The organism is Pseudomonas caricapapayae (assembly GCF_001400735.1).
Taxonomy (GTDB): Bacteria; Pseudomonadota; Gammaproteobacteria; order Pseudomonadales; family Pseudomonadaceae; genus Aquipseudomonas; species Aquipseudomonas caricapapayae.
In genome coordinates, this window is record NZ_LJPW01000144.1 from 93,642 (window position 1) to 106,631 (window position 12,990).

General features: G+C 60.2%; 11 protein-coding genes and 1 riboswitch. Of the genes, 6 read left to right on the forward strand and 5 right to left on the reverse strand.

What is annotated here, in order from left to right:
* Nucleotides 1-131 precede the first annotated feature (131 nt).
* Nucleotides 132-236: riboswitch (TPP riboswitch) on the reverse strand.
* Between the two features lie 162 nt (nt 237-398).
* Nucleotides 399-1,838: a TolC family outer membrane protein gene (locus ALO80_RS20510; RefSeq protein ID WP_054986124.1), complete on the forward strand. Its 1,440-nt coding sequence runs from the start codon at nt 399-401 to the stop codon at nt 1,836-1,838.
* A 217-nt stretch (nt 1,839-2,055) separates the two neighbouring features.
* Here ALO80_RS20510 and waaA read toward each other — a convergent pair whose 3' ends face one another.
* Nucleotides 2,056-3,336, reverse strand: a complete 1,281-nt coding sequence (gene waaA, locus ALO80_RS20515; protein ID WP_055010321.1) for a lipid IV(A) 3-deoxy-D-manno-octulosonic acid transferase — start codon at nt 3,334-3,336, stop codon at nt 2,056-2,058.
* Between the two features lie 69 nt (nt 3,337-3,405).
* Here waaA and ALO80_RS20520 point away from each other — a divergent pair, with 69 nt between their 5' ends.
* The 4 genes from ALO80_RS20520 to ALO80_RS20535 are packed head-to-tail and all read left to right on the forward strand — an operon-like array spanning nt 3,406 to nt 6,766.
* Nucleotides 3,406-3,738 carry an SMR family transporter gene (locus ALO80_RS20520; RefSeq protein ID WP_002551789.1) on the forward strand — a complete coding sequence of 111 codons (333 nt, stop codon included), beginning with the start codon at nt 3,406-3,408 and terminating at the stop codon, nt 3,736-3,738.
* A gap of 48 nt (nt 3,739-3,786) precedes the next feature.
* Nucleotides 3,787-4,962: an NAD(P)/FAD-dependent oxidoreductase gene (locus tag ALO80_RS20525; RefSeq protein WP_055010322.1), complete on the forward strand. Its 1,176-nt coding sequence runs from the start codon at nt 3,787-3,789 to the stop codon at nt 4,960-4,962.
* Entirely contained in the window at nt 4,959-5,777 is an 819-nt protein-coding gene (locus tag ALO80_RS20530) for an aldo/keto reductase (protein ID WP_055010323.1), read from the forward strand. The genes ALO80_RS20525 and ALO80_RS20530 overlap by 4 nt, the downstream gene beginning before the upstream one ends.
* A gap of 32 nt (nt 5,778-5,809) precedes the next feature.
* Nucleotides 5,810-6,766 (forward strand): hypothetical protein, encoded by a 957-nt coding sequence (locus ALO80_RS20535; protein WP_054986120.1) that lies wholly within the window; start codon nt 5,810-5,812, stop codon nt 6,764-6,766.
* A gap of 66 nt (nt 6,767-6,832) precedes the next feature.
* On the opposite strand, the gene hldE is transcribed toward ALO80_RS20535, so the two are convergent.
* Entirely contained in the window at nt 6,833-8,254 is a 1,422-nt protein-coding gene (hldE, locus tag ALO80_RS20540) for a bifunctional D-glycero-beta-D-manno-heptose-7-phosphate kinase/D-glycero-beta-D-manno-heptose 1-phosphate adenylyltransferase HldE (protein ID WP_054986119.1), read from the reverse strand.
* 128 nt (nt 8,255-8,382) lie between these two features.
* Nucleotides 8,383-10,185 (reverse strand): lipid A export permease/ATP-binding protein MsbA, encoded by a 1,803-nt coding sequence (msbA, locus tag ALO80_RS20545; RefSeq protein WP_054986148.1) that lies wholly within the window; start codon nt 10,183-10,185, stop codon nt 8,383-8,385.
* Between the two features lie 178 nt (nt 10,186-10,363).
* Here msbA and ALO80_RS20550 point away from each other — a divergent pair, with 178 nt between their 5' ends.
* A complete protein-coding gene (locus ALO80_RS20550) occupies nt 10,364-11,002 on the forward strand; it encodes a BUD32 family EKC/KEOPS complex subunit (protein WP_055010324.1) in 639 nt (212 codons plus the stop codon).
* A gap of 47 nt (nt 11,003-11,049) precedes the next feature.
* On the opposite strand, the gene ALO80_RS20555 is transcribed toward ALO80_RS20550, so the two are convergent.
* Nucleotides 11,050-12,219 (reverse strand): hypothetical protein, encoded by a 1,170-nt coding sequence (locus tag ALO80_RS20555; protein ID WP_055010325.1) that lies wholly within the window; start codon nt 12,217-12,219, stop codon nt 11,050-11,052.
* Entirely contained in the window at nt 12,209-12,982 is a 774-nt protein-coding gene (locus tag ALO80_RS20560) for a hypothetical protein (protein ID WP_055010326.1), read from the reverse strand. Before ALO80_RS20560 ends, ALO80_RS20555 begins: the two co-directional genes overlap by 11 nt.
* Nucleotides 12,983-12,990 lie beyond the last annotated feature (8 nt).

Below are 12,990 nucleotides of genomic sequence, written 5' to 3' on the forward strand. Positions count from 1 at the left end.
GCGGATTTATTGTCGGAGTGACCTGACGTGACGGACGGGTGCACCAGTGCTGGTGCTGAGTCTCGAAAGAGGGCGAAACTGTTCATTTTTTGAACAATCGACCCCAGACGACACTCAAGAGGACTCGCCGGGAGACGAGAAATCTTGTTCCCTACGCAGGCGCTAACCTGATCAGGTTCAACGGGATCCGGTTTAACCGATCTCAGCCTCATAGCAAGGCACCCCGACAAGAACGCGATCAGTCTATGCCGGGGCGCGGTCGCAACGCCAGCCTATTTGCACAGGGCTCGATAAATGGCGCAAATCACCGATTGTTGCTGAAAGCGTCTGGCTCTAAACTCGCTAGCCCGGTAGCTACTTGTACTGCGACTACTTTCTTCATGAACAGGGAATGCCTCATGCTGCGCAAACTTTCGTTGGTTGTGGCCGTTTCGTTTGCGTCCAGCGGACTGACATGGGCAGCCGATATGCCACTGCCGACCCAGACGGGTCTGTTGAGCGTGTACCAGCAGGCGGTGGACAACAACGCTGATCTCGCGGCATCCCGCGCCGATTACGATGCCCGCAAGGAAGCCGTACCCCAGGCCCGGGCCGGTTTGCTGCCGAACATCTCGGGCAGCGCGCAGAGCAACAATACCCGCACCAGCATTGACCAGCCCAGAGCCGTGGCCACCCGCAGCGGCAATGTTTATCAGGCTACCCTGAGCCAGCCGATCTTTCGCGCCGACCGCTGGTTCCAGTTGCAGGCCGCCGAAGCGAGCAACGAACAGGCGGCACTGGAGCTGTCGGCTACCGAACAGAACCTGATCCTGCAATCGGCACAGAGCTATTTCAGCGTACTGCGCGCGCAAGACAATCTGGCCTCGACCAAGGCCGAGGAAGCAGCGTTCAAACGCCAGCTCGATCAGGCCAACGAGCGCTTTGATGTGGGCCTTTCGGACAAGACCGATGTGCTGCAGGCTCAGGCCAGTTATGACACCTCAAGGGCCAGCCGGATCCTCGCCAAGCGCCAGGTGGACGATGCGTTTCAGGCTCTGGTGACGCTGACCAATCGTGAATACAACTCCATCGAAGGCATCGTGCACACCTTGCCTGTGCTTGCGCCGACACCCAATGATGCCAAAGCCTGGGTCGATACCGCCGCACAACAGAACCTGAACCTGCTGGCCAGTAACTATGCCGTCAACGCAGCCGAAGAAACCCTGCGTCAACGCAAGGCCGGGCATGCTCCGACACTCGACGCCGTGGCGACTTATCAGCGCGGCGACAACGATGCACTGGGTTTCAGCAACCCCAACTACACCGGCCGCAATTATGGCGGCGATGTCGAGCAGCGCAGCATTGGCGTCCAGCTGAATATCCCGATCTACAGCGGTGGCCTGACCAGCTCACAGGTACGCGAGGCCTATGCGCGCCTGAGCCAGAGCGAACAACGCCGTGAAAGCCTGCGCCGTCAGGTGGTGGAAAACACCCGCAACCTGCATCGCGCGGTGAATACCGATGTGGAGCAGGTCCAGGCCCGCAAGCAGTCGATCATCTCCAACCAGAGCGCGCTGGAAGCCACCGAAATCGGTTATCAGGTCGGTACCCGCAACATCGTCGACGTGCTGGATGCGCAGCGCCAGCTGTACGCCTCGGTGCGTGATTACAACAATACGCGTTACGACTACATCATCGACAACCTGCGCCTCAAGCAGGCAGCAGGCACCCTGAACCCGGGCGATCTGCAGGACCTGTCGCGCTACCTGAAAGCCGACTACAACCCGGACAAGGACTTTCTGCCGCCGGACCTGGCGACTGCCGCGCAGAAGAACTTCGAACGACCTGCAAAGCGCTGAGATCGCTGGCCGCTCTGGATGCTCTGCGCCCGACTTCAAGTCATGCAGCGCGACGCGGAGCGTCACCCAAGGCATTCCCACGGGCATTCCCACGCTGGAGCGTGAGGAACGACAGGTGTCTGGACGAGCGTGAAAAAAGCCAGGTGTCTGAAAAACCACTATCGTGCGACGCTCTGCGTCGCTAATGCCGTTCTGGACGCTCTGCGTCCTCCCCGACTCAGCGACAGCCCATCAACCGTCCGATCCCGTCGAGCAGGCGTTGCAGCGCGCCCTGATTAGCCTTCATCACCGCAAGCCCTGCATCGGCCATGTTGCGCGCCTGCTGCGGCTGGTCGAAAAGACCTTGCACGGCGGTGGCCAGCGATGTTGCATCGCTCACCTCTTGCAGCGCACCAGCCTTGCGCAACATCGTGGCAATCTCAAGGAAGTTGAACAGGTGCGGGCCGCTGAGCACCGGCCTGGCCAGTGCCGCAGGCTCCAGCAAGTTGTGTCCGCCGTTGGGCACCAGGCTGCCGCCCACGAAAGCGATATCCGCCAGGGCATAGAGAAACAGCAGCTCGCCCATGGTATCGCCCATCAGTACGGAAACGTCCGCCGTGACCGCCTGCATGGATGAACGCCTGACCGTCGTAAAACCCTGTTGCTGACACAGCGCATGCACGCTATCGAACCGCTCGGGATGACGCGGCACCAGAATCAGCAGCGCATCGGGATGATGCTTCAGTAACGTGCGATGCGCCGACAGTACGCTTTCGTCCTCGCCCGCATGGGTGCTGGCGGCGATCCAGACCGGACGTTGCGTGGTCTGCCATTGCTCCCGTAAATGCGCGGCACGCTCCAGCAGTTGCGGATCGATGCTCAGGTCGAACTTGATCGAGCCGGTCACCGACACGCACTCGGGACGCGCGCCCAGATCACGGAAGCGCTGTGCCTCGGCTTCGGTCTGCACCGCAAACCACGCCATTTCCGCCAGCATCGGCCGGGTCAGCCTGGCAAAGCGGGCATAGCCACGCGCCGAACGCTCCGACAGCCGCGCATTGGCGAGCACCACGGGGATTGCGCGCAAGGCGCACTGGTGAATATGGTTGGGCCACAACTCGGTTTCCATGATGATGCCCAGCCGTGGTTGCACATGATCGAGAAAACGGCTGGCAGCCCACGGCAGGTCATACGGCAGGTAGCAATGCTGAATGCGCGGCTCGTCGGCGAACAGCGCCCTGATTCGTTCCGAACCTGTTGGCGTCATGCAAGTCACAGTGATCGGCAGTCGGGGATATTGCATCAGCAGCGCACGAATCATCGGCGCAGCCGCGATGCTTTCGCCCACGGACACCGCATGCACCCAGATACCGCCACGCTGCATGGCAGGCATCCCCCTGGCGAAGCGCTCGCCGATGCGCTGGCGATACGCCGGGGCCTTGCGCGCACGCAACCACAGGCGCAGGGCAACCAGCGGCAGGCCGAGATGAAACAGTACGGTGTAAAGAGTTCTATTCATGGGCGCGGAGTTTATCAGCCCGCCATCACAAGTCGCTAGAATGCGCAGCCCGACGAAAAGGAATGCACCATGAACGCTTATTACCTGCTGGCTATTGCCGTCTGCGCGGAAGTCATCGCCACTACCTCCATGAAGGCCGTCAAGGGATTCAGCACGCCTCTGCCGCTGTTACTGCTGATCACCGGCTATGCGATTGCGTTCTGGATGCTGATTCTGGTCATGCGCACGATCCCGGTCGGCATCACTTACGCCATCTGGTCAGGCATGGGCATCGTCATGGTCAGCATCGCGGCGTTCTTTATCTACGGCCAGAAACTCGACCTGCCTGCGCTGTTGGGCATGGGCATGATCGTGGCGGGCGTGGCGGTCATTCAGCTGTTCTCGAAAACCGCCGGGCATTGAAAACCTGATCCTTTATAATGTTCGTACTTTTTGCTCACTGAGGTGCTCATGCCATCGGTTATTTCCACTGACGTGCTGATTGTCGGGGCTGGCGTCGCCGGTCTATGGCTCAATGCCCGGTTGCGTCGTCAAGGGTTCTCGACAGTGCTGGTAGAAAGCGCCAGCCTGGGTGGCGGGCAAAGCCTCAAGTCGCAGGGGATTATCCACGGCGGTGCCAAGTACGCGCTGCATGGTGCGCTGTCCGGTGCCTCCGAGGCCATTGCCGACATGCCGCGGCGCTGGCGTGAAGCACTCGATGGCAAAGGCGAGCTGGACCTGTCCGGTGTGCGCCTGCTGTCCGAGGCCCATTATCTGTGGTCGCCGGGCACTATCGCCGGCAACCTGACCAGCTTCTTCGCCAGCAAGGCGGTGCGCGGGCGCGTGGATCAGGTCAAGGGCGAGCAACTGCCGCCCGCACTGCAACACCCTAAATTCAAGGGCAAGGTCTATCGACTCGCCGAGCTGGTGGTCGATGTGCCGAGCCTGATCGGGCGACTTGCCGAGCTGGCCGGTGACAGCCTGCTGGCCGGGCAGAAGATCGAGCCGCTCCACGAGAACGATGAACTGGTCGGTCTGCGTGTCGACGGGCGCGATATTCATGCGCAGCGTATCGTCCTCAGTGCCGGTGGCGGCAATGCCGATTTGCTGAACGCACTTGGCGTGTCGCAACCGCAGATGCAGCGCCGCCCCTTGCACATGGTGCTGGTCAAGGGGCCGACGTTGAAACCGCTGTTTGCCCACTGCCTGGGTGGCGGTCCCAAACCACGCATCACGGTGACCACTCATCCTGCGGCCGACGGTCAGTGGGTGTGGTACCTGGGCGGCGATCTTGCCGAGGCCGAGGGCGTGGCGCGCGAACCGGATGCGCAGATTGCCGTCGCCCGCAAGGAGCTTGAAGCCCTGCTGCCGTGGGTCGACCTGAGTCAGGCGCGATGGGCGACCCTGCGCGTGGACCGCGCCGAACCTGCCCAGTCGGGCCTTGTACGGCCAGACAACGCCTTCCTCGACAGTCAGCGCCGCCTGATGGTCGGCTGGCCGACCAAGCTGGCGCTGGCCCCGGACTTCGCGGACCGGGTACTGTCGCAGTTGTCCAGAGACGGCATCCACCCGACGCCGCAATCACCGCTGAGCGATGTGCCAAGGCCGCCGATGGCCCTACCTGTCTGGGATGAACTGCTGCCATGAGCCTGAAAACCCTGCACGACCTGCATCGCCCGCTTGGCAGCAGTGGCCTGAGCGTATCGCCGCTGGGCCTGGGCACTGTCAAACTGGGGCGCGACCAAGGCGTCAAATACCCCAGCGGCTTCAAGATTCCCGATGACCAGCAGGCGCAGATGCTGCTCAGGATGGCCCGCGACATGGGCATCAACCTCATCGACACTGCCCCCGCCTACGGCACCAGCGAAGAACGCCTTGGCCCGTTGCTGCGTGGCCAGCGCCAGGACTGGGTGATTGTCAGCAAGGTGGGGGAAGAGTTCCGTGATGGCCAGTCGAGCCATGACTTCAGTGCCGAACACACACGTAGATCGGTAGAACGCAGCTTGAAACGTCTTGAAACTGACTTTCTCGATCTGGTTCTGGTGCATTCGGACGGCAACGATCTGGCGATTCTCAATGAGGCCGATGTGTATCGGACGCTTGCCGACCTCAAGCGCGAAGGCAAGATCCGTGGCTTCGGATTTTCCGGCAAGACGGTCGAGGGCGGCCTGCTGGCACTGCGCGACGGAGACTGCGCGATGGTGACCTACAACCTCAACGAGCAAGGTGAAAAACCGGTGCTGGATTATGCGGCGGCCCACGGCAAAGGCATCCTGGTGAAGAAGGCGCTGGCCAGTGGTCATGTCTGCCTGACGCCGGGCATGGACCCGGTGCAGGCCAGTTTCCAGCTACTGTTTGAACATCCGGCGGTTGCCAGTGCTATTGTCGGCACCATCAACCCGTTGCACCTGGCACACAACGTTGCAACTGCCGCTGCCGTGATTTGCCGTCAGCCTGATTGAGGCGGCCGACCCCAACGCAAGAAGGAGCCGTTATGCCGCGAACACTGATCCGCAAGAACCCCAGCAACTTCAAGACTCTGCCGCTGTTTGTCGAGGCCACTCCGGAAAGCCTGAGCTACCAGAGCGTGGGCATGCCGATGAACTTCGCGCAGACCTTGCAGCGGCGGCGCAAGATCGACGTACCGGACACTGAACGCTTTTCCACCGAACTGGCCAATCTCGGGGTGTCCGTCAGACTCACCGTCAGCTGGCAGAATCGCGATTACTGGGTACTGGTACGCCAGCGTCGTCAGGACCGCGGCGACGTCGTGCTCAAGCTGATCTCGGGTTATGTGCCGGCCCACGAACTGACGCTGCCGCTGCACACCGCCATTCAGGAAGTGGCCGAAGAGTGCCTGATCGAAACGCCTCAGGGCTGGCTGAGCGGCTTGTTCAAGGAGACCTGGCTGCCTGCCCCCTATGCCGCCGCGCTGCATTATCGCGAGGCCATGCCCTTTCGCCTGAGCCCGCTGTCCGGCGCAGCCAGGCCAGTACGAACCGGCAGCCTGACACTGCTGGAGCGCCCAAGGGCCTATGTGCACTTACCCACTGCGTCGTTGCAGCTGATTTACGACATGCGTCTGGAAATCCCCAAGGAAGCGCGTCCGGTCAGCCTCTTCCATGTCGACGAAGCATTGGAAAACGATCAACTGGTCGCCCGCCTCAACCGCAGCAAGCCCGATCTGTACCTGATGCCGCTGGACAACGGGGCGCCGCTGCCGGAGCTTTACACGCTCAAACGCGACAAGCTCATCCCGGCCGGCACCCGAGGGCTCTATCTGGCCGAAAGTTTTGCCGCGCAGGATGGCTGGGTCGTACGGGAGGAGCGGATTCGCTGGAAAGACTGGCTGCGTCAGCAGGGCATGGCCCCGCCACCGAAGAAATCAGGGCTGAAACGTCTGACCGGCAAGGCTCGGCAGTTGCTGCAAGCGATTAGCCATAAGCTTTAAGCCGCAAGCCGCAAGCCGCAAGCCGCAAGCCGCAAGCGAGCTTGAGGCTTGCGGCCCGCCCAGGCATTACTGCGCTCGGATCTTCTCGACAATGGCTGTGGTCGAGCTGTTTTCCACCAGTCCCAACACACGTACCTCGCCATCATACGCCTGGACAATATCGGCACCGACCACCTGGTCGACGCCGTAATCGCCGCCCTTGACCAGCACATCAGGCTTGACGTGGGTCAGCAGGTTTTCGGGGGTGCCTTCAGGGAAGCTGATGACCCAATCCACTGCGCCCAGACCCGCCAGAACCGCCATGCGTCGGTCTACGCTGTTGATAGGCCGCCCCGGCCCCTTCAGACGGCTGACCGACGCGTCATCGTTGACCGCAACGATCAAACGATCCCCCAGTGCGCGCGCCTGCTCCAGGTAGGTCACATGACCGGCATGAAGGATGTCGAAACAGCCGTTGGTGAAAACGATTTTTTCCTTGTGCGCACGCGCATCGTCGACCGCCAGCATCAATTGCTCAAGGCCCAGCACACCGCGCTCGGAGCCTTCTTCGCGCTGAATGGCCCGACGCAGTTCCGGCGCGCTGATGGCCGCCGTACCCAGCTTGCCGACCACGATGCCGGCTGCCAGGTTGGCCAAGGCCACTGCGTGCGGCAGTTTTTCGCCGGCAGCAATCGCTGCTGCCAGGGTGGAAATGACCGTATCGCCGGCACCGGTCACATCGAATACTTCGCGAGCACGAGCGGGCAGATGCAGTGCCTGCTGATCAGGACGCAGCAGCGTCATGCCATGCTCGCCACGGGTCACCAGCAAAGCGCCCAGGTCCAGCTCCTGCATCAACTCTGCACCTTTGGTGACCAGATGCGCTTCGTCTTCACAATGCCCGACGATGGCTTCGAATTCACTGAGGTTCGGCGTAATAAGGCTGGCACCGCGATAAATCGCGAAGTCCTTGCCCTTGGGGTCGGCAAGTACAGGAATACCGCGCTTGCGAGCCGCCTGAATCAGTGCCTGATGGTTCTTCAGCGCGCCTTTGCCGTAATCGGACAGGACCAGCACCTTGATGCCATCGAGCAGGCTATAGACCTCTGCGCTCAACGCCAGTGGGTCGGTCTTGAACGGTTCTTCGAAGTCGATACGCAGCAATTGCTGGTGGCGACTCATGACACGCAACTTGACGATGGTCGGCTGGTCGGCGATGCGCTGAAAGCGGGCCATTACCCCGGCAGCCTTCAGGCTGTTGGACAGGCTTTCTGCTGCCTCATCGTCGCCTGTCACGCCTACCAGCGATGCGGGGGCACCCAGGGCTGCGATGTTCAAGGCAACGTTGGCTGCGCCACCAGGGCGATCCTCGATCTGATCGACCTTGACCACAGGCACTGGCGCTTCAGGGGAAATACGCGAGGTACCACCATGCCAGTATCTGTCCAGCATGACATCACCCACCACCAGGACAGTGGCCTGATCAAAGCGCGGCATGGATAGCTTCATGGAACAACCCGTACTAAAAAAATGGACAGGGGCGGAATCTTAGCACAGGGGGTTCTACCCGACAGGCTGCCGAATCACGCCACCGAAAGGCAGGCGGACCCGCAGGGGCCCGCCGGTGAAAAGCGAAGTCAGACGGCGCCGACCGGGGCCGGCTCGTCCAGTCCCATGGCGTGCAGGCGCGAGTAGTAGCCGTTCTGCGCCAGCAGCTCTGCGTGCGTGCCACGCTCGACGATCTGTCCGGCGTCCATGACCAGAATCAGATCGGCCTTTTCGATGGTCGACAGGCGGTGGGCAATGACCAGCGTAGTGCGACCCTTCATGACGTGATCCAGCGCCGCCTGGATATGGCGTTCAGACTCGGTGTCCAGCGCCGACGTGGCTTCGTCGAGAATCAGCAGTGGTGCGTTCTTGAGCAGTGCGCGAGCAATCGCCAGACGCTGGCGCTGACCACCGGACAGCAATACGCCATTTTCGCCCACCTGAGTATCGAACCCCTGCGGCAACTGGTCGATGAACTCTTTGGCGTAGGCATCGGCGGCGGCGGCTTCGATGTCGGCACGTGGTGCACCCGCCAGGTCGCCATAGGCAATATTATTGGCGATCGTGTCGTTGAACAGCGTGACGTTCTGATTGACCTGAGCGATGTGCCTGCGCAGATTGCGCAATCGGTAGTCGTTGATTTCAACGCCGTCGAGCAGGATGTTGCCCAGCTCATGCCCGTAGAAACGCGGAATCAGGTTGGCCAGGGTCGACTTGCCGCTGCCGGAGCGCCCAACCAGCGCAATCATCTGCCCGGGCGCTGCGCTGAAGCTGATGTCGTTCAACACCTGACGCTCGGTCTGCGGGTAGAAGAAGCTGAGGTTCTTCACCTCAAGATGGCCGCTTACGCGATCACGCTCGATCGTACCGGTGTCGACCTCTTCCTCGACGTCCAGTTGCTCGAAGATGCTTTCGGCACCGGCAACGCCCTTCTGGATCGTCGAACTGACTTCCGACAGCTGACGAATCGGCTTGGGCAACAGGCCGGCGGCAGTGATGTAAGCCACCAGATCGCCCGCCGTCGCGTCGCCGCGCAGGAACAGCACCAGAAACATCAGCACAGCCATGGCGCTGTAGATCACCAGTTGCAGCATCGGCGTATAGATTGCGCCGGTCTTGGTCATGCGCAGTTGCTTGCGCGTGTTGCTGTCACTGGCCTGAGCGAAACGGTTCTGCTCGTACGACTCGCCGCCGAAGCTGCGTACAACGCGATAACCCTGAATGGTTTCCGAAGCAACGTGCGTGACGTCGCCCATCGCAACCTGAATCTTCTTGCTCTGCTTGCGGAATTTCTTGCTGGCGCTGCCGACCATGACGGCGATCAGCGGCAGGATGGCAAGCATCACCAGGGTCAGTTTCCAGTTCATCATCAACAGATAGACAAACAGGAACACCACGGTCAGACCTTCGCGGATCACCACCTTGATGGCATCGGTGGCGGCACCGGTAACCATTGTGACGTTGAAAGTGATGCGCGAGATCAGGTGGCCGGAATTGGTCGTATCGAAGTAGCGATTGGGCAAAACCAGCAATTTGTTGAACAGCTCTACCCGCAGGTCGTGGACCAGCCCGAGAGAAACCTTGGCCAGGAAGTAGTTACCCAGGAAGGAACCAAGCCCCTGCCATGCGGCGATCAGGACGATCAGCAGCGGCACTGCCTGCAACAGTTGCAGCTCCCGCAGATACGGAACATTGGGGAACAGCACGGCTTCGGGATTGGTCAGGCCATCGACGAAGTATTTCAGAATGCCGGCAAGCATCGGCTGAGTCGAGGCGAAGATCACGAAACCAATGATGCTGAGCAGGAAGATGCCCACATACGGACGCACATAAGACAACAGACGGAAATAGATTTTCACGCTGGAAGTCGAGGACGATTCGGAGGTTGTCATGAGAATCCGTCGTATCAAAAAGAGGCCGAATTGTATCACAGCGGTTTTCGCGGCTGCCTGCTGCGGTAACATAGGCGGCCCGTCCATTCCCACGGGGCTCTGATCGCTGCCTGAAGCCTGAGAATCCGGCTTCTGTATGACCACTAGTGGCCCTTGGGGCGTAAAAACCGGAGTATCGATGCAAGCGCTTGACCACGCCCATTACCTTGAACTGGTTCAAGGTGCCGAAGTGCTTGAAGCCGACGGCACGGGCGACAAAGTACTACGTCTGCGTGACGGCTCCATGCTGAAATTGTTTCGACGCAAACGCCTTGTCAGCTCGGCAGCCTGGTATCCCTATGCCCGGCGCTTCGCAGACAATTGTGTGACGCTGGCCAATCGGGCCATCCCCTGCCCGCATGTGCGCAGTGTCTGCCGCATCGCCGAGATCGAGCGCGACGCCGTGCATTATGATCCGCTGGCCGGCTACACCCTGCGTCAGCTGCTGGGCAGTGCGCTGGCCGACGATAAGCTGCGCAGGCAACTGGGAAGCTTCATCGCCGGGCTGCACGAAAAGGGCATCTACTTTCGCTCGGCCCATCTTGGCAACGTGATCCTCACGCCGGAAGGCAGTCTCGGCCTGATTGACATTGCCGACATGAAAACCTATCGCCGCGCACTGCGCAAAAGCCTTCGCCTGCGCAATTTCAAACACATGCTGCGCTATCAGGAAGATCGTCAATGGCTGCTGGATAACGGCAATCCGGCCTTCCTGGACGGCTATATGAGCGCCCAGACCCTTTGCGACACCGCTGAACTGGCTAAGGCTGTTCAATAACCTGCCCCATGAAAATGGCCGCTTCGGGAGCGGCCATTTTGTTGATGCTACTGCTGTTGCCTGAGCCGATGCATCTGCACCACTCGCCCCAGTACCATCGTTGCCGGTAGCAGCACCAGCACCCAGAGCTCATCCGGGTTACCGACCAGCTGGCCGCCGTCGAAGTTGAGCATCACCAGCGCGCAGGCCAGGTAAAGCCCCCACGCATCACCGTTGCGCAAGGCGTTCCACAGCGTCATTGCCATGACCACCAGAAACATCACCAGTGAAGCCGCGCCCGTGTACAACCCCAACGACACGAAAATGTTGTGCGGGTGCTGGATAGGTATCCCCCCGGTCAGGGTCCGCGTGGTGTAGAAGTCGACACCACAGCCCAGCATCCAGCCGCAGCGTTGCCACTCGCCGGTCATGATTTCAAACAGTTCGATGCGGTAAGAGTCACCTCTGAGCATCAGTAGAGCGACCCACTGCTCGTCCTTCACGATCCAGAAGCCTATCGCCGCTGCAACACCTGCCACCAGCAAGGCTACCAGCGTGCGCAACGGGAAGCGGTAAAGCGAATACGCTGTGCAAGCGGCAAACAGAAAGGCCGCCCCCACCAGCGCGGTGCGCGTCTGAACGATAAAGGCTGTTATCACCAGGGTGACGAGGATGGCGCAGACCGCTTCGATCCAGCGTCGCTCTCTCGCCCACAGCGGTAACGCCAGCGCAAGGCTGCAAACCAGCCACGCGCTGGAGTAGATCACGTTCTCCATTCGTGCCGGGAGAATTGCCACTCGCTGACCGAACTCGAACTTCCCGGTCACCCAGGCGTAGATACTGCTCAGCAGGATGTACAGGCAGACAGCCCAGAACATGCCGCGCACGAACACGCCGCGCCGAAAGAAGCCATTGTCGGTGATCCCGGCGACAATAAAGACAAACAGGCTGACGTAGACAATGTGCTTGTAATACTGGAATTCCTGCGCCTGCAGCGCCGGCACCAGAAAGCACGCCATGAAGACCACCCAGACAATGCCCAGCGGCTTTGCAAACACGCCAGCGCCACGGTACTTGATCAAAAAGAACAGGCCAGGCAAAGCCGAGAATGCATAAAACAGATTGTTGGTGATCTTGGCTGACGGGTTGAGGATAAAGCTCAGCAGAAACACAACAATCGCGGCGGTGAAATACGTCTGTACCTTGCTGCCGGGTATTCTGATTTGGTTAACTGACATTATTGAGCAACCAGCCTGTGACTAGACCCGCGAGCACAGCGATGATCAGCTTGACGCGATCCCGACGCTTGCGACGCTGTTTATCGAGCCGTTCCTGCGGCACCACCACATGCTCACCGAACCCGGTGTGCAACACGGCATCATTTTCCAGAATCAGAGCGTAGCGGTTTTGCGAAGCGAATAATTGTGAAAGCTTCTTCTCGCCGCCATGTTCGGCATAAGGCGCATGTTGCTGATAATCAGCCAGACGGCGCAGCCCGGGATTGAAAGAAAACCCCTGCCACTCGGGCTTGTGCGAACCCAGTTTGTAAAAAGGGATACCTTCGACCAGTTCACGCTCGTTCAGATAGACATAAGGGCTGTGAATACGCAGATCATGATTGTAGCTGCGCAACCAGACCTGCAATGCCTGAGGATCGTGCTTCAGCAGCGTCATCGACTCCTCGATGAAATGCGGGCGGTAGAAGTCCCAGTCATCCTCGCAATGGAAGACCCAGGCCGTTTCGATCAACGAGTAAGCCGCATCGACAGAACGCATCTGCCCCAGCTTGGGGTTGTTGATGAGGAAGCGGGTATGCGGACGCCAGTGTTCGGGAATGCAGGCCTGGACCTGGGCATCGCCCGAGTCTTCGGTAATCAGCACGTGGCGTATGGGCGCAGTGTTGAAACGGTCGAACGTTTCAAGGGTGCGCTTCAACAAGTCGAATCGACCGCAACTGGTGACGACCAGCGTGATGTCGCTGTTTTCGCTGAATACCATCATTCGTTCCC